The organism is Paramicrobacterium agarici (assembly GCF_002563955.1).
GTDB lineage: Bacteria > Actinomycetota > Actinomycetes > Actinomycetales > Microbacteriaceae > Paramicrobacterium > Paramicrobacterium agarici.
The window spans coordinates 1,520,380-1,536,715 of record NZ_PDJE01000001.1 but is presented as its reverse complement, the minus strand read 5'-3'; the positions used below and the strand labels follow the sequence as shown (position 1 = coordinate 1,536,715).

16 protein-coding genes are annotated in these 16,336 nt (G+C 66.2%); 7 read left to right on the top strand and 9 right to left on the bottom strand.

The annotated features are described in order from the left end of the window. The 9 genes from ATJ78_RS07500 to ATJ78_RS07460 form a co-directional block, all read right to left on the bottom strand. Positions 1-1,197 (bottom strand): acetate/propionate family kinase, encoded by a 1,197-nt coding sequence (locus tag ATJ78_RS07500; protein WP_098407019.1) that lies wholly within the window; start codon positions 1,195-1,197, stop codon positions 1-3. Further along, complete coding sequence (gene pta / locus ATJ78_RS07495; protein WP_098409275.1) at positions 1,194-3,296, bottom strand: phosphate acetyltransferase; 2,103 nt, start codon at positions 3,294-3,296, stop codon at positions 1,194-1,196. Before pta ends, ATJ78_RS07500 begins: the two co-directional genes overlap by 4 nt. A gap of 74 nt (positions 3,297-3,370) precedes the next feature. Beyond that, positions 3,371-5,749, bottom strand: a complete 2,379-nt coding sequence (locus tag ATJ78_RS07490; protein WP_098407018.1) for an ATP-binding cassette domain-containing protein — start codon at positions 5,747-5,749, stop codon at positions 3,371-3,373. A gap of 28 nt (positions 5,750-5,777) precedes the next feature. Next, entirely contained in the window at positions 5,778-6,188 is a 411-nt protein-coding gene (locus ATJ78_RS07485) for a VOC family protein (protein ID WP_098407017.1), read from the bottom strand. 10 nt (positions 6,189-6,198) lie between these two features. Further along, entirely contained in the window at positions 6,199-6,642 is a 444-nt protein-coding gene (locus ATJ78_RS07480; RefSeq protein ID WP_098407016.1) for a helix-turn-helix transcriptional regulator, read from the bottom strand. A gap of 114 nt (positions 6,643-6,756) precedes the next feature. After that, on the bottom strand, positions 6,757-7,956 hold the full coding sequence (locus ATJ78_RS07475; RefSeq protein ID WP_098407015.1) for a sulfate/molybdate ABC transporter ATP-binding protein: 1,200 nt from the start codon (positions 7,954-7,956) through the stop codon (positions 6,757-6,759). Next, positions 7,953-8,741: a molybdate ABC transporter permease subunit gene (gene modB, locus ATJ78_RS07470; protein ID WP_098407014.1), complete on the bottom strand. Its 789-nt coding sequence runs from the start codon at positions 8,739-8,741 to the stop codon at positions 7,953-7,955. Before modB ends, ATJ78_RS07475 begins: the two co-directional genes overlap by 4 nt. Continuing rightward, on the bottom strand, positions 8,738-9,535 hold the full coding sequence (modA, locus tag ATJ78_RS07465; protein WP_098407013.1) for a molybdate ABC transporter substrate-binding protein: 798 nt from the start codon (positions 9,533-9,535) through the stop codon (positions 8,738-8,740). The genes modB and modA overlap by 4 nt, the downstream gene beginning before the upstream one ends. A 34-nt stretch (positions 9,536-9,569) precedes the next feature. Continuing rightward, positions 9,570-9,971 carry a TOBE domain-containing protein gene (locus tag ATJ78_RS07460; RefSeq protein ID WP_098407012.1) on the bottom strand — a complete coding sequence of 134 codons (402 nt, stop codon included), beginning with the start codon at positions 9,969-9,971 and terminating at the stop codon, positions 9,570-9,572. 158 nt (positions 9,972-10,129) lie between these two features. On the opposite strand from ATJ78_RS07460, the gene ATJ78_RS07455 reads away from it, so the two are divergent. The 7 genes from ATJ78_RS07455 to ATJ78_RS07425 all read left to right on the top strand — a co-directional run bounded on the left by ATJ78_RS07455 (position 10,130) and on the right by ATJ78_RS07425 (position 16,284). Next, positions 10,130-11,236: a ThiF family adenylyltransferase gene (locus ATJ78_RS07455; RefSeq protein ID WP_098407011.1), complete on the top strand. Its 1,107-nt coding sequence runs from the start codon at positions 10,130-10,132 to the stop codon at positions 11,234-11,236. Beyond that, positions 11,233-12,477: a molybdopterin molybdotransferase MoeA gene (locus ATJ78_RS07450; protein ID WP_245836246.1), complete on the top strand. Its 1,245-nt coding sequence runs from the start codon at positions 11,233-11,235 to the stop codon at positions 12,475-12,477. The genes ATJ78_RS07455 and ATJ78_RS07450 overlap by 4 nt, the downstream gene beginning before the upstream one ends. Then, positions 12,474-12,998: a cyclic pyranopterin monophosphate synthase MoaC gene (gene moaC, locus ATJ78_RS07445; protein WP_281253372.1), complete on the top strand. Its 525-nt coding sequence runs from the start codon at positions 12,474-12,476 to the stop codon at positions 12,996-12,998. The genes ATJ78_RS07450 and moaC overlap by 4 nt, the downstream gene beginning before the upstream one ends. Before the next feature lie 87 nt (positions 12,999-13,085). Further along, positions 13,086-13,682 carry a molybdenum cofactor guanylyltransferase gene (gene mobA, locus ATJ78_RS07440; RefSeq protein ID WP_098407010.1) on the top strand — a complete coding sequence of 199 codons (597 nt, stop codon included), beginning with the start codon at positions 13,086-13,088 and terminating at the stop codon, positions 13,680-13,682. Next, positions 13,675-13,917 carry a DUF6457 domain-containing protein gene (locus ATJ78_RS07435; RefSeq protein WP_098407009.1) on the top strand — a complete coding sequence of 81 codons (243 nt, stop codon included), beginning with the start codon at positions 13,675-13,677 and terminating at the stop codon, positions 13,915-13,917. The genes mobA and ATJ78_RS07435 overlap by 8 nt, the downstream gene beginning before the upstream one ends. After that, positions 13,914-14,153, top strand: coding sequence for a MoaD/ThiS family protein (locus ATJ78_RS07430; RefSeq protein WP_211288444.1), 240 nt, complete (start codon positions 13,914-13,916; stop codon positions 14,151-14,153). The genes ATJ78_RS07435 and ATJ78_RS07430 overlap by 4 nt, the downstream gene beginning before the upstream one ends. Positions 14,154-14,343: 190 nt before the next feature. Next, the gene (locus ATJ78_RS07425; protein WP_098407008.1) at positions 14,344-16,284 is read left to right on the top strand and encodes a BCCT family transporter; all 1,941 of its coding nucleotides are present in this window, start codon (positions 14,344-14,346) and stop codon (positions 16,282-16,284) included. Positions 16,285-16,336: the final 52 nt, after the last annotated feature.

The window sequence follows — 16,336 nt, the reverse complement described above, 5'->3', positions numbered from 1 at the left end:
TCAGACGACAGAGAGCGTCTGCCTCGCGATCTCGAGTTCTTCGTTGGTCGGAACGACGAGGACCGTCACGTCAGAGTCGTCGGCGGAGATGACACGGGTGTCGTGTGAGCGCTGCTCGTTGCGAGCAGCATCCACTTTCACGCCAAAGTTCTCGAGACCGGCGAGCGCCTCGGCACGCACCTGCGCACTGTTCTCGCCAATTCCGGCCGTAAACGCGATGACGTCGACACGACCGAGCTGAAAGAAGTACCCGCCGAGGTACTGCTTGAGCCGGTGCACATAGACATCGAGCGCCGCCCGTGCCGTGTCGTTGCCCTCGTTCGCCTCGTCTGTGAGGTCACGCATGTCTTTCAGCCCCGAGAGCCCGTAGATACCGCTCTGCCGATTGAGCAGGTCATCGAGCTCGTCGACGCTCAGGTTGGCCTTGTGGTGCAGGTGCACGAGCACAGCTGGATCGATGTCGCCCGAGCGCGTGCCCATGACGAGACCTTCGAGCGGCGTGAACCCCATGGACGTCTCGACAGACTCGCCGCCGCGCACCGCGGTCATCGACGCGCCGTTTCCCAGGTGCAGCACGATCTGATTGAGGTCGGCGATGTCACGCTCGAGAAAACGCGCGGCTTCCTCGGAGACGAACTTGTGACTGGTTCCGTGAAAGCCGTACTTGCGGATTCTGTGCTTCTCGGCGACGTCTTTGTCGATCGCGTACGTGTACGCGGCCGGGGGAAGCGTCTGGTGAAAAGCGGTATCGAAGACGGCGACGTGGGGAATGTCGGGGAACGACTTCTGCGCTGCTTCGATGCCCTGCACGTTCGCCGGGTTGTGCAGCGGAGCGATCTCGGCGAGATCTTCGATATTGATGCGCACGAGGTCTGTGATGATCGTGGGCTCGAAGAAGCGTTTACCGCCGTGCACGACGCGATGGCCGACCGCGACGGGCGCGTGCTCGTCAAGGCTCGGGCCGTGCTCGCGGAACGCGTCGAGCATCACAGCGAACCCCTCGGTATGGTTGCGGATGCTGCGCGCCTGCTCGTACTCCTCGGAGCCGTTCTGCGAGACGACCTCGTGGGTCACGTGAGACTCGTCGGCGCCGATGCGCTCCACGAGTCCGCGGGCGAGCGTGGTCTCAGCATCCATCTCGATCAGCTGGTACTTGAACGACGAGGATCCCGAGTTGATGACGAGCACGGCGGTCATGATGCCGCCTGGATCGCCGTGATGGCGACCGTGTTGACGATGTCTTGCACGAGAGCTCCTCGAGAAAGATCGTTGATGGGTTTGTTGAGCCCCTGCAGCACGGGTCCGATCGCGACGGCTCCGGCGGAGCGCTGCACGGCCTTGTAGGTGTTGTTGCCGGTGTTGAGGTCGGGGAAGATGAACACCGTAGCCCGCCCGGCCACGTCGGATTGCGGCAGCTTCGTTGCCGCGACGGCGGCGTCGGCTGCCGCGTCGTACTGAATCGGGCCCTCAACGAGGATCTCAGGCATGCGCTGGCGCACGAGGGCCGTCGCCTCGCGAACCTTGTCGACCTCGGCGCCCGTACCGGACTCCCCCGTGGAGTACGAGAGCATGGCGACGCGCGGGTCGATGCCGAAGCGCTCTGCCGTGGCGGTCGACGAGATCGCGATGTCACACAGCTGGTCGGCCGTGGGGTCGGGAATGACGGCGCAGTCGCCGTAGACGAGCACGCGATCTTCAAGGGCCATGAGGAACACGCTCGAGACAACGGCGGTTCCGGGCTTCGTCTTGATGATCTCGAACCCGGGGCGAATCGTGTGTGCCGTCGTGTGTGCGGCCCCCGACACCATCCCGTCGGCAAGGCCGGTGTGCACCATCATCGTGCCGAAGTACGAGACATCGGTGACGACCTCACGCGCCTGCTCGAGGGTGACGCCCTTGTGCTCGCGCAGTCGGTGGTATTCGTGCGCGAACTTCATGCTGAGCACGGGGTCGTGCGGCGAGAGCACCTCGGCGGCGGAGATGTCGAGCCCGAGCTCGATCGCACGCGACATGACTTCGAACTTCTCGCCGAGGATCGTGAGCTGCGCGACATCGCGCGCCAGAAGCGTGTGCGCGGCCCTCAGAACACGATCGTCGTCACCCTCGGGCAAGACGATGTGCCGGGGGTTGCGACGCGCCTGATCGAGGATGCCGTATTCGAACATGAGCGGCGTGACGACGTCGGTCTTCGCGACATCGAGCAGGCTGACGAGCGTCTCTTTGTCGATGTGCTTCTCGAAGAGCGAGAGGGCCGAGTCGAATTTGCGCTGCGACTCCGCTGCAAGCCGCCCGCGGGTGTGCGTGATGCGCATGACGGTGTCGTAGGTGCCCCACTCGGTCGCGATGATCGGGAGCTTCACCGTCAGACCTTCGATGAGGCTGTTGATCGAGGCAGGCAGCTCGAAACCGCCGTTGAGCACGACGCCCGAGATCGACGGGAACGCCGCCGACTGCTGCGAGAGCAGCACAGCGAGCAGGGTCTCTGTGCGGTCGCCCGCGACAACGACGACAGCGCCTTCTGTGAGCCGCGGCAGCACGTTCTCCAGGCTCATCCCGGCGATCACGACGCCGAGCGCCTCGCGCGTGAGCAGCTCTTCTTCGCCCTTGATGAGCGTTCCCGCGACAGCATCCTTGATCAGCCCGATTGTCGGCGCCACCAGGTACGGCTCTTCGGGAAGCGCCCACACCGGCGCACCGTTCGTCACCTCGCCGATCGCACGCGTGATCTCGTCGAGGTGCTCGGGGTCGGCACGGTTGGCGACGATCGCGAGCAGCGTGGCGTGAGCATCGTGCAGCTCGACGAGAGCAAGGTCGGCGATCTGGCGCATCTCGCTTGCCGTGCGCCCCTCGGCCTGACCGAGGCGCTCACCGTGCCCCTGCCCCTCGCGGCCGCCGAGCACGAGCAGAACCGGAGCCCCGAGATTCGCCGCGATGCGAGCGTTGTACCCGAGCTCCGTCGGGCTTCCGACGTCGGTGAAGTCGCTTCCGACGATCACCACGGCGTCGCATTTGGCCTCCACGGCCTTGTAGCGGTGCACGATGTTCGAGAGCGCGGCCTCGGGATCAGCGTGCACGTCGTCGTAGGTGACACCGATGCACTCGTCGTAGCTGAGGTCAACGCCCTCGTGACCGAGCAGAAGCTCGAGCACGTAGTCGCGCTGGTCCGTCGAGCGGGCGATCGGGCGAAAGACACCGACGCGCTTCACTTGGTGCGTCAGGGTGTCGAGCATGCCCAGGGCAACCGTCGACTTTCCCGAGTAGCCCTCGGCTGACGTGATGTAGATCGATCGAGACACCATCACCCCTCAAGAATGCGCGTGGTCTCTTTTAAATCTACACGCTTCTACGCCACGTAGAATTCTGCGGATGCTCAGGCGCCCACGTATTCGGCCAGATGCTGGCCCGTGAGCGTCGACTTCTGCGCCACGAGATCCGCGGGCGTTCCCTCGAAGACCACACGTCCGCCGTCATGCCCCGCACCGGGCCCGAGGTCGATGATCCAATCGGCATGCGCCATGACGGCCTGGTGGTGCTCGATCACAATGACCGATTTGCCCGAGTCGACGAGCCGATCGAGCAGCGCGAGCATATTCTCGACATCGGCGAGGTGCAGGCCTGTCGTCGGCTCATCGAGAACCAGGATGCCGCCGGACTCACCGAGCTGGATCGCAAGCTTGAGTCTCTGACGTTCACCGCCGGACAGCGTCGTGAGCGGCTGCCCGATCGTCAGGTAGCCGAGCCCAACATCGACCATGCGCGTGAGAATCTTGTGCGCGGCAGGCAGCTTCGCCTCACCATCGGCAAAGAACTCCGCCGCCTGCGCGACCGACATTTCGAGAACCTCGCTGATGTTCTTGCCGCCGAAGGTGAACTCGAGAACCTCGGGCTGAAACCTCTTGCCCTCGCAGAGCTCACACGGCGACTCCACGCTCGCCATGACGCCGAGGTCGGTGAAGATCACCCCCGCGCCGTTGCACATGGGGCATGCGCCGTCGGAGTTCGCCGAGAAGAGGCCGGGCTTGACGCCGTTAGCCTTGGCGAACGCCTTGCGGATGGGCTCGAGCAGGCCCGAGTACGTCGCCGGGTTGCTGCGACGAGACCCCTTGATGGGCTGCTGATCGACGAGCACCACGTCGTCGTGCTTCGCAAGAGATCCGGTCACGAGCGAACTCTTGCCCGACCCCGCGACTCCCGTGAGCACGCACAGCACGCCGAGCGGAATGTCGACGTCGACGTTCTGCAGGTTGTTCGTGCTGGCACCGCGGATCTTGAGAGCATCCGTCGATGTTCTGACTTCGCTCTTCAGCTGCGCACGATCATCGAGGTGGCGACCCGTGACGGTGTCACTGGCTTTCAGGCCATCGACGGTCCCCTCGAACATGATCTGGCCGCCCTCGGTGCCTGCGAGCGGTCCGAGGTCGATGGCGTGGTCGGCGATGCCGATGAGCTCGGGCTTGTGCTCGACGACGAGAACCGTGTTTCCCTTGTCGCGCAGCTGCAGCAGCAGAGTGTTCATGCGTTCGACGTCATGCGGGTGGAGACCGATCGACGGCTCGTCGAACACATAGGTCACGTCGGTGAGGCTCGACCCGAGGTGGCGGATCATCTTGGTGCGCTGCGCCTCGCCGCCCGAGAGCGTTCCCGCGGGGCGGTTGAGCGAGAGGTAGCCGAGCCCAATGGTCACGAATGCGTCGAGCGTCTCGCTCAGCGCCGTGACGAGCGGCGCCACCGAAGGGTCATCGATGCCGCGGATCCACTCCGCGAGGTCGCTGATCTGCATGGCGTTGACGTCGGCGATGCTGAGGCCATCGATCTTGGACGACCGTGCTTTCTCACTCAGGCGCGTACCGTCGCACTCCGGGCAGGTGTCGAACGTGATCGCCTTGTCGACGAAGCGACGAATGTGCGGCTGCATCGCCTCGCGGTCCTTCGACAGCATCGAGTTCTGAATCTTGGGGATGAGCCCTTCGTAGGTGACGTTGATGCCCTCAACCTTGATGCGCGTCGCCGGCTTGTGCAGCAGATCGTCCATCTGCTTCGTCGTGAAGTCCTTGATGGGCTTGTCGTTGTTGAAGTAGCCGCTGCCGCGATAGATGCGCCCGTACCAGCTGTCTGCCGTGTACCCGGGCACCAGCAGAGCGCCGTCGTTGAGCGACTTCGTCTCGTCGAACAGCGCCGTGAGGTCGAAGTCGCTCACTTGCCCGCGTCCCTCGCATCGCGGGCACATGCCGCCGACGATGTTGAAGTCGCGACGCTCCTTGACGGTCTTGCCGCCGCGCTCGAAAGCGACAGCGCCAGCCCCGCTGATCGACGCGACGTTGAACGAGAACGCCTGCGGTGATCCGATGTGCGGCTTGCCGAGCCGGCTGAACAGAATGCGCAGCATGGTGCCGGTGTCGGTTGCGGTGCCCACGGTCGATCGCGGATCAGAGCCGATGCGCTCCTGATCGACGATGATCGCCGTCGTCAGTCCGTCGAGCACGTCGACGTCGGGCCGCGCCAGGTTCGGCATGAATCCCTGAACGAAGGCGCTGTAGGTCTCGTTGATCATGCGCTGCGACTCGGCGGCGATCGTCGAGAACACGAGTGATGATTTGCCCGATCCCGACACTCCGGTGAACACCGTGAGACGGCGCTTCGGAATCTCGACAGAGATCTCCTTGAGGTTGTTCTCGCGTGCACCGACAACGCGGATCACGTCGTGGCTGTCGGCTGCGGTGGCTTCAGAAATCGGGGCCGTTGTGCTCATCGTGCTCGTTCTCTTCTCTCGGATGCTGTCAGCGCGCCTGCTTGATGCGAATGAGGTTGCCCGCGGGATCACGGAAGGCGCAGTCCCGTTCGCCGTACGGCTGGTCGGTAGGCTCCTGCACGACCTCGGTGTCTGTCGCCTGCACGCGCTCGAATAGGCCGTCGAGATCGTCGGAGGCCAGCAGCAGCCACCCGTATGTGCCTTTCGCCATCATCTCGGTGATCGTGCGGCGCTCGTCGTCGGTAATGCCAGGGTCGACGGCGGCCGGCGACAGCAGCAGCGTAACGTCTGGCTGCCCGGCCGGGCCGACTGAGATCCAGCGCATCGCGTCCTTTCCGACGTCGTTGCGCACCTCGAAGCCGAGCACGTCGCGGTAGAACGCGAGCGAGGCATCAGGGTCAGTGTGGGGCAGAACCGTTGTATCGATGGTGATCTTCATATGTGTGAGCTTAGAGCGGTCGCCGACCAGGGACTTCTTGATTCCTGATCGGTCGCGATACTTGCTTCACGATGCATGACGGCACACCTTCGTGCTTGTCGGCGCGGCTCTTGAACTCGCGCGGCGACAGGCCGACGAGTTCGGTGAACCGCGTGCTGAAGGTGCCGAGCGATGAGAAGCCGACCGCGAAACACGCATCGGTCACGCTGATGTCGCCGCGGCGCAGCAGCGCCATTGCCCGCTCAACCCGCCGCGTCATCAGGTACGAATACGGGGACTCGCCATACGCGAGCTTGAACTGCCGGCTGAGGTGCCCAGACGAGATGTTGATGCCGTGGGCAAGCGCCTCCAGGTCGAGCGGATCGGCGTACTCGCGGTCGATGCGGTCTCGAACACGGCGCAACGATGCGAGGTCTCGTGCCCGCTGCTGTGCTTCGTCGGAGGCGCTGGTCACGTCACAAATCGTGCCATGGCTCACGCCTGCTGTCCAGAGCGCCGGCGGGCGTGACGGCAGTACCCGTCTGGGTCCCCGAAACTCTCGAGACCCTGAGCCCGATCGCAGGGCCCGCTACGCGGGCACGATCCGAACGTGCGCAGGGTCCGGCGTGAACCAGAGACGGTCACCGGATGCTGGCAGGCGCCCGCCCGCGAGCGCACGCGCATCGTCGAGTGGCAGCTCCGCCGCGAGGCCCGCCGCGTCGTCGACACGCACGCTGCCCCCGCGCGACGTCACCTCCGTGATCGTCGCCCTCCATGTGCCGCTTGTCGCCGAGAGTGCAACGCTCGCCGGCGCGACGATCGCGATCGCGTCGGCACCCTCGGCGATCGCCGCGCCCGGCGTGCCCGGCAGCACGTTGTCGCCAACCCGGAGCCCGCCAGCGCTCCAGGTTCCCCGCACAACGGCGAACCCGGCGAGCGCGGCCGTGAACGGATGCCGTGGCGCGGTCGCGAGCTCATCGGGAACGCCGCTGTCGACAACCTGCCCCTCCGACAGCACGACGCACTCGTCGGCGAGCTGCCACGCGTCAGCGAGGTCGTGGGTGACGAGGACGCTCGTCGTCGCCGTGCGGGCGAGTTCGTCGACCAGCATCCGCCTCACCCCCGGGGTGCTCTCGGCGTCGAGCGAGGCCAGAGGTTCGTCGAGCAGCAGCACCTCGGGACTGGCCGCGAGGGCGCGCGCGATCGCAACGCGCTGCTGCTGCCCTCCCGACAACTCGTGCGGCTTTGCCGAGGCGCGATGCGCGAGGCCGATGCGCTCCAGCCACTGCAGAGCGATCTGCCGCGACGCGTGCCTGCCGTGCCCAAGGGAACGGGGGCCGAACGCGATGTTGCGCAGTGCAGAGAGGTGCGGAAACAGCCGCGGCTTCTGGTCGAGCAGCCCGATGCGCCGCAGATGGGAGGGTATCCGGATGCTGCCAGGGCGCTCGAGCTCGACATCGCCCAGCCGCACGTGCCCGTCAGTGAGCGGCTGCAGCCCGGCGAGCGCGTGCAGAAGAGTCGTCTTCCCTGCCCCGTTGTGCCCCAGAACCGCGAGACGTGAGCCCGCGGGCACGTTCAGCTCGACATCGACGGCGAAGTCGGCACGCTGCACAACAACGTGCGCGTCGAGATGGTGGGGCCTGCATGAATTCGGAATTCCGCGGCCATCTGCGGCGTGTCGCACCGAATTGTCGGCATGTCGCTCAGGATTTCCGAATCTGTGCACGCCGGAGTCCACGGCAGAAGGGCGACCCTCAGCATCCTCGAAACCAGGCGCAGCGGCGTTCATCGCACAGCATCCTCTCGCCACGAGCGCATTCCGCCCACGATCACGATGGCGCAGACCAGCAGCAGCAGCGAAAGCGCCACCGCCGACTCCTGCGAGACGCCGACGCCATTGAACGCCGTGTAGATCGCGAGCGGCATCGTTCGCGTGACACCCTCGGCGTTGCCCGCGAACAGTGCCGTCGCGCCGAACTCGCCGATCGCCCGAGCGAAGCACAGCACTGTGCCGCCGACGAGGCCCGGCATGATGAGCGGCAGCGTCACACGGCTGAGCACGCGCCAGCGCCCCGCACCGAGCGTCGCGGCGATCTGCTCGTGCGAGACACCGGACGTGCGGATGGCGCCCTCGAGCGTGATCACGAGAAACGGCATCGCGACGAACGCCTGCGCGACGACGACGGCCGCCGTCGTGTACGGCAGGCTGAAGCCCGTCGCCTCGTAGATCGGCTGTCCGATGAGCCCCGAGCGGCCCAGCAGCGCGATGAGGGCGAGGCCGCCGACGAGCGGCGGCAGCACGAGGGGAATCAGCACGATCGTGCGCAGAACGGCGGCGGTACGGATGCTGGAACGGGCGATGATCACCGCGAGCGGTGCGCCGATCACGAGGCACACGACCGTCGCGACAGCGCCCGTCGACACCGAGAGCCACAGTGCCGTGAGCGCTTCTGCCGAGAAGAGGTCGCTCCAGAGCGTCTCCCACCGCACGCGCGAGACGAGCCCGACGATCGGCAGCACCAGAAGCGCCAGCGCGGCGACCGCCGGAATATACAACCCGCGCGGCAGCGTCATGGCGCCCCGAACCCGTACTCCGCGAGCACCTTCTGCCCCGAATCAGAGAGCACGAAGTCGACGAATGCGCGCGCGGCCTCGGGCGCCGGCGCCGACCGTGACACGGCGATCGGGTATCGGTTGACCGCGGCATCGGCGTTCGCCGGCGTGATCCCCTCAAGATCATCGCCCGCTGCCGCCACGTCAGTTGCGTAGACGAGCCCCGCGTCGGCCTCTCCGTTCGTCACGCGTGTCACGACGCTCGTGACGTTCGTCTCTTCGCTCACGGGCGTCACCGCGACACCTGCGTCGTCGAGAAGCGTGTGCGACGCCATGCCGCACGGCACCTCCGGCGCGCACAGCACCACCGCAAGGTCGTCGTTCGCGAGGTCGTCGAGATCGTCGATGCCTTTCGGATTGCCTGGCGCAACGGCGATCTGCAGCGTATTCGTGGCGAAGATCGTGCTCTCGCCCACCACGCCGGCGTCGGTCACCGGCGCGAGACTCGGCTCGTTTGCGAACGCGACGACGTCGACATCGGCGCCGTCGACGATCTGCGTCGCCAGTGCCTGCGAACCGTCGTACACGATCGGGGCGATGGCGAACTCCGGATGCTGCGTCTCAAACTCCTCAGCGAGTTCGTCGAGCGATCCCTGCAGCGAAGCAGCGGCGAAGATGATGAGGGGCGAGGATGCTGTTGCGCTGTCTTCTTCTGGCGTAGTCGTGTTGGCGCATCCCGCGAGAAGCAGCGCTGTTGCGGCCGCCGCGGAAAGCACCGCGGCGACGCGGCGCGAAGTCTGTGCCACGATTCTCATTTCTCTGTATCGGGTTGCGCTGGCTTTCGCCGCGTCAGTCTTCTTTGGGAGTCTCGACGATGACGGTCGTCGACTTGACCACCGCTGTCGCGAGCGAGCCCACCTCGAGACCGAGGTCGCGCACCGCCTCACTCGACATGAGCGAGACGACGCGATGCGGCCCGCACTGCAGCTCGACCTGCGCCATGACGGTGTCGGAGATCACGTCGGTGACGATGCCGACGAAGCGGTTGCGCGCACTCGATGCTCGATGCACGGGATCAGACGGCCCGCGCGCGGAGCCTCGCAGCCGAGCGGCGAGGTCGGCGCCCTCGACGACGATGCGCCCCGCGGCGTCGCGCGATGACCGCAATTGCCCCGAGTCGATCCAGCGGCGCAGGGTGTCGTCGCTGACGCCGAGAAGCGGCGCAGCCTCACTGATGCGAAATGCGGTCATACAGCGAAGATAACACCGCATCTGCGGTTCGATAACTCGATGTAGCCCGCGCTCATGGAATTACGTTTTCACACAGCGAGACAAACCGTGATGCGTTCGGAACGATTCCCACACGATCGCCCCACGATTTCTGCGACCGTTCACGCTAGCGTTGAGCCATGGCTCTTCCCCCTCTCGTCGCGCCAGCAGAGCAGCTGCCCGCTGACGAACGCGAGCGCGCTGCACGTCAGCTGCGCCTGCCCGAATTAGGCGAGCCCGGTCAGCGTCGCCTTTTCGCCGCGCGCGTCGGCGTTCTGGGAGCGGGTGGCCTCGGCTCACCCGTGCTGCTGTACCTCGCCTCGGCGGGCGTCGGCACGATCGGCATCGTCGACGACGACGTTGTCGACGCGAGCAACCTGCAGCGTCAGGTGATCTTCTCGTCCGCCGATGTGGGCCAGCCCAAGGCGGGCGTCGCCGCCGACCGCATCCGCTCCCTCTCGCCGCACACGCACGTGATCGAGCACCGCGAGCACCTCACGCCCGACAACGCTGAGCGCATCTTCGCCGATTACGACCTCATCATCGACGGCAGCGACTCGTTCGACACCCGCTACGCCGTCGCCGACGCGTGCGCCGCGCTCGGGATCCCGCTCGTCTGGGGATCCGTGCTGCGTTTCGACGCGCAAGCGACCGTGTTCTGGTCGCGCCCGCCCTCGGGCCCGGCGGTGACGCTTCGCGACGTCTTTCCCGCAGCGCCTGCGCCAGGCGATGTTCCATCGTGCGCCGAGGCCGGTGTGCTCGGCGCGCTGTGCGGTCAGCTCGGCGGCATCCTCGTCACCGAGGCGGTCAAGCTGATCTGCGGCATCGGCGACAGCCTGATTGGACGGATGCTCGTGCTCGACGCCCTCGGCCAGCGCGTTCGCGAGGTGCCACTCGCCCCGGATGCTGCCGCACACACTCCCGCGGAAACGACATCAACCGCCGAGCGCCGCCCGGCACACATCTCCCTCGAGGATCTTGACGGCCTCGTGGGGGCGACGCTGCTCGACGTGCGCGAGCCCGAGGAGTTCGCCCGCGGCAGCATCCCCGGCGCCGAGTCCGTTCCGCTGGCGCGCGTGCTCGGCGACGCAGCATCCATCGATCTTCACGACACCGTCGTCGTGTTCTGCCAGCAGGGCCCGCGCGCGCGATCAGCCGCACGAGCCCTCACAGCCGCGCACCCCGAGGCCGACATCCGGCTGCTCGATGGCGGCTATGCGGCATGGGAGCAGAGGAGCAGAGTATGAGCGAGCACACGCACTCCCCCGCAAGCGGCGCGCCCATGATCACGATCGACGAGCACCGGGCACGCATTCTCGGCGCGACACAGGTGCTGCCGGCCGAGTCCGTTGCTCTGCGCGACGCGCTGGGGCTCGTGCTCGCCGATGACGTGGAGAACCGCTGGCCCGTGCCGCTGTTCGACAATTCGGCGATGGACGGCTACGCCGCACACCGAGCGGATGCTGTCGCGGGAGCCCGACTGCGGATCGTCGCCGACGTCGCCGCGGGGTCTCCCGATGACCCCGCGATCGGGCCGGGCGAGGCGGCGCGCATCATGACCGGAGCGCCGATGCCTAAGGATGCCGATGCGGTGGTTCCGCTCGAACATACCGATCTGGGGACGGCGATCGACGAGACGCCGCCCGAGGTCATCACCGTCACCGAGCAGCCGGCTCCGTCCGCGCACATTCGGCGTGCAGGGAGCGACGCCGAATCGGGCAGCATCGCCGTGGGCGCGGGCACCGAGCTCGGCGCGTGGCAACTGTCGGCGATCGCCGCTGCCGGTCATGCATCGGTCACAGCGCATCGACGCCCCCGCGTCTCGGTGATCTCAACGGGTTCTGAGCTGATCGAGCCCGGCGCGACACCCAGTCGCGGGCAGATTCCCGAGTCCAACTCCGTGCTGCTGCGCGCCGCTCTGCGCGCGGCAGGCGTCGACGTCACTCTGGTGTCGACCGTCCCCGACGACAACGCTGCGCTGCGCACAGCCATGGTCGACGCACGTGCGGTGAGCGACGCTGTCGTGCTCACGGGCGGGGCGAGCGTCGGAGCATTCGACGTTGTGAAGTCGGTGCTGAATGGCACAGCATCCATTCGCTTTGACTGTGTTGCCATGCAGCCGGGCAAACCGCAGGGCTTCGGGCGCATCGACGACACCCTCGTGTTCTGTCTGCCCGGCAACCCGGTGAGCGTCGCCGTCTCGTTCGAGATGTTCGTGCGACCGGCGCTGCGCACCATGGCCGGACATGCCGACATCGACAGACCGCGCGTCACCCGCACCGCGGCAACCGGCTGGCGCACTCCGCGCGGACGCACGCAGGTTCTTCCGGTGATCTTCAACGAGCAGATCGTGCAGCCGGCGTCACACGGTGGAAGCGGCTCACACCTGGTGAGTTCGCTCGCAGACGCCGAGGGCCTGGCGATCGTGCCCGCCGACGTCGACCAGGTGCACGAGGGGGACGCCGTGACGGTGATGGTGCTGTCGTGACCGGCGATACTTCGAACCCCGCCGGAGAGGGCTCTCGCGCAACAACGGACCAGCCGTTCACGCATCTCGATGAGCGCGGCCAGGCCCGCATGGTCGATGTGACCGAGAAGACGCCGACGGTGCGCAGTGCGACGGCGCGCGGATTTGTGAGCTGCGCGCCCCACATCGTTGCGGCGTTGCGCGACGGAACCGCGCCGAAGGGCGATGTGCTGGCGGTTGCGCGCATCGCCGGCATTCAGGCGGCAAAGCGCACTCCTGAGCTGCTTCCGCTTGCCCACGTGATCGGCGTGCACGGCGCGACGCTCGACCTCGAGGTGCGCGACGACGGCGTTGGCATCAAGGCCACGGTGCGCACGGCAGATCGCACGGGCGTCGAGATGGAGGCCCTCACGGCCGTGAGCGTCGCCGCGCTGACCATCGTCGACATGGTGAAGGGTCTCGACAAGTCGACGTCGATCCAGAGCGTCGAACTCATCCACAAGACCGGCGGCAAGAGCGGAGACTGGCATCGCCATGCGTGACATCCGGCACGCACCACGAGCGCGAGTGGATGCTGCGGCACGCACCCCTCATGTGAGGTCGACCTCGGGCAGGCAGGGTGCCGAGTCGTGAACGCCGCGATCATACTTGCCGGAGGCCGCGCGTCGCGCCTCGGCGGCACAGACAAGGCGAGCGTCGACGTGGGCGGGCGGATGCTTCTCGAGCACGTGCTCGCGGCGGTAGCCGGCTGCGCGCCCATCATCGTCGTCGGTCCGCCGCACCTCGCGCAGACGGTGCTGCGCCCCTACCCCGAGGTGACACTCGTGCGGGAGGACCCGCCGTTCACGGGCCCCGTCGCCGCGCTTGCCGCTGCGCTCGACGCCCTGCCCGACGCCGACTCGCCCGAAACGTGGCTGCTCGCGTGCGACCTTCCGCGGGCAGGCGACATCGTGGCGCAGCTGAGCGCCCCGATACCGCCGAACGCCGACGCCGTAGCCCTCGTCGACGCGGATGGCCGAGAGCAGTGGCTCGCGGGGCGCTACCGCGTTCCGGCGCTGCGGTCCGCGGTCGACGCCGTGCCCCAGCTCTCCGGTGCATCGATGCGGCAGCTTCTCAGCAGCATCCGCCTGCACCTCGTGCCCGACCGCCTCGGCGCGAGCTGCGACCTTGATACTTGGGCGGCAATCAACCACTATCGAAGCAGCGAGGAGGAACACGATGGCTGACACACCCGAGGAGCTCGACACCTGGGTCGCCGAGCTGGCATCAGAGCTCGGCATCGACGTGACCGAGGTGCCCACGGGTGCACTGCTTGATCTCACGCGCGACGTCGCTCACGGCGTCACGCGCCCGGCCGGCCCGCTCACGACCTTTCTCGTCGGCATGGCCACGGCTCGCGGAACCGACATCGACGCCGCGATCGCGACGGCCCAGTCACTCGTCGAACGGAGGACGGCGTGATTCGTGTTCGCTACTTTGCCGGGGCGGCGGATGCTGCAGGCCGCGACGAGGCACAGCTCGACACTGCAACGACGGTGGGTGCACTCAAGCAGCACCTCGCTGACGCGCACGGCCCCGAGTTCGCCGGCGTTCTCGAGCGCTGCTCGCTCATGGTGAACGGATCGCGGCTCGGCGACGATGCGGCGATTCCGGATGCCGCAACGGTCGACGTTCTGCCACCCTTCGCCGGCGGGTGATCGACGGGGGCTGCAATACTCCGCCATCACACGCAGGCACAGTAACGCGTACAGACACGGCACTCGCGCCGGCAACGCGAGAGCGAAGAATCGACATTCGGATTGCTCGCCGCGCGCAACCCGGTTGAATCTCCGCGGCTCGGGCACCAGGATGAATACCCGCTAGTCGAAATCGACGGAACGGAAGACAATGAGCGCAGACAACGACTCGCCCGAAGCTGACGAAGGAACGACACCACCAGAATCGGCCACTGAGGCGAGCACCCCGACCCTCCCCGGAGCCCCGGAGGTCAACCTGGCTGTAACGCCGGTCCCCACGCACATGCATATCGCCGAGAACGACTCCGACGACGAGATCACGGCCAAACTGAAACGGCAGGGAGTGCGACTGGGCAAAGGGCTCATCGCCCCTCGAGTGTTCTGGCCAGCGCTCATCATCATCCTTGCCGTCGTTGTTCTCGCCATCGCTTTCCCGGCGGGCACCGCTGACGTATTCAGCAATGTTCAAGGGTGGATCGTCGAGAACGTCGGCTGGTACTACATGCTCGTGATTGGCGGGTTTGTCGCCTTCATGATCGTGCTCGCATTCTCTCGTCTCGGCGCGGTCAAGCTTGGCCGGGAAGATGACGAGCCCGAATTCGGCGTTCTTTCATGGTTCGCCATGCTCTTTGCGGCGGGAATGGGCATCGGTCTGGTGTTCTACGGAGTCGGCGAGCCACTCACCTACGCGACGGTCTCTCCGAAGCCGGGCTGGGACGGCGATCAGAGCGATATCACTGGTCTTGCCATGGCACAGACGTTTGTGCATTGGGGCCTGCACCCGTGGGCTGTCTACGCGGTCATCGGCCTCGCGCTGGCCTACGCCATCCACCGTCGCGGCCGCCCGGTGTCCATCAGATGGGCCCTCGAGCCGCTCTTCGGCGACAAGGTGAAATCGTGGCCGGGCGACGTCATCGACATCCTGGCGATCTTCGGCACGGTCTTCGGTATCGCTACATCACTCGGCCTCGGTGTCCAGCAGATCTCCGCGGGAATGCAGGCGATCGGCGTCATCGGTGAGGTCAATACAACAGTCCTGGTCATTCTCATCATCGTGATCACGTTCCTCGCGACACTGTCGGTCGTCAGCGGGGTCGGCGCAGGTATCAAGTGGCTGTCGAACATCAACCTGAGCCTTGCCGGCCTCCTCATGATCACCATGCTGATCTTTGGTCCAACGCTCTTCCTCTTGCGCAACCTTGTCGAGTCTCTCGGCGTGTACTTGGCCAATGTCCTCAGCATGACGTTTGACGTCGGCGCGTACACAGGCGCCGAGGGCCAGGAATGGCTCGCGTCGTGGACGATCTTCTACTGGGGCTGGTGGATCGCCTGGGCGCCATTCGTCGGCGTGTTCATCGCCCGCATCTCGCGCGGCCGAACCGTTCGCCAGTTCATCGCGGGAGTCCTTCTCGTCCCCACCATTGTCGGAATGATCTGGTTCTCGGTTCTGGGCGGATCAGGATTGTTTCGGCAGTTCTTCGGCGCCGGGGACCTCGTCGAAGATGGCGAAGTGTCGGCGGAGGGGTCGTTGTTCCAGGTACTCAGCGGGCTTCCCCTCGGCCAGGTGCTCTCTGTAATCGCCATTCTTCTTGTTGCGATCTTCTTCATCACCTCCTCGGACTCGGGCTCACTCGTTGTCGACATGCTGGCCTCGGGCGGGCATCCAAACCCGCCCACGTGGTCACGCATTCTCTGGGCGGTGCTTGAGGGTGCCGTGGCAATTGCGCTGCTCATCGCCGGCGGACTCGAATCGCTGCAGGCCGGCTCTCTGATCACTGCGCTGCCGTTCAGCGTGATCCTCGTGATCATGTGCGTTGCGACGGTGCGCGGTCTCCGATATGAACGACGCGTGATGGATTACGCGGAGCGGCTGGCGCGCCTTGATCGCGTGACCACGCACGTCACGGGACGAATGACGGAGTCGATCCCTGAGATTCCCGAGCTTCGCAGCTACATCGATGACCGCATCGACTACCGCATTTCTCGGTCACGCCCCGTTCAGAAGCCGCGCGTCCCCGGCGCTGCAGATGGCTCTCAGAGGCCAGCGGAAAACTCCGAGAAGAAGCCTCCGAGACGACGGCGTGAAAATTAAGTCAATCCGCGAACGAGGCGCGGGATGCTCCGGCATCCCGCGCCTTCTACTT

Coding starts and splice junctions, on each gene's coding strand:
- ATJ78_RS07500 (WP_098407019.1), bottom strand. CDS start 1,197: ATGACCGCCGTGCTCGTCATCAACTCGGGATCCTCGTCGTTCAAGTAC.
- ATJ78_RS07490 (WP_098407018.1), bottom strand. CDS start 5,749: ATGAGCACAACGGCCCCGATTTCTGAAGCCACCGCAGCCGACAGCCAC.
- ATJ78_RS07485 (WP_098407017.1), bottom strand. CDS start 6,188: ATGAAGATCACCATCGATACAACGGTTCTGCCCCACACTGACCCTGAT.
- ATJ78_RS07475 (WP_098407015.1), bottom strand. CDS start 7,956: ATGAACGCCGCTGCGCCTGGTTTCGAGGATGCTGAGGGTCGCCCTTCT.
- modB (WP_098407014.1), bottom strand. CDS start 8,741: ATGACGCTGCCGCGCGGGTTGTATATTCCGGCGGTCGCCGCGCTGGCG.
- modA (WP_098407013.1), bottom strand. CDS start 9,535: ATGAGAATCGTGGCACAGACTTCGCGCCGCGTCGCCGCGGTGCTTTCC.
- ATJ78_RS07460 (WP_098407012.1), bottom strand. CDS start 9,971: ATGACCGCATTTCGCATCAGTGAGGCTGCGCCGCTTCTCGGCGTCAGC.
- ATJ78_RS07455 (WP_098407011.1), top strand. CDS start 10,130: ATGGCTCTTCCCCCTCTCGTCGCGCCAGCAGAGCAGCTGCCCGCTGAC.
- ATJ78_RS07450 (WP_245836246.1), top strand. CDS start 11,233: ATGAGCGAGCACACGCACTCCCCCGCAAGCGGCGCGCCCATGATCACG.
- ATJ78_RS07435 (WP_098407009.1), top strand. CDS start 13,675: ATGGCTGACACACCCGAGGAGCTCGACACCTGGGTCGCCGAGCTGGCA.
- ATJ78_RS07425 (WP_098407008.1), top strand. CDS start 14,344: ATGAGCGCAGACAACGACTCGCCCGAAGCTGACGAAGGAACGACACCA.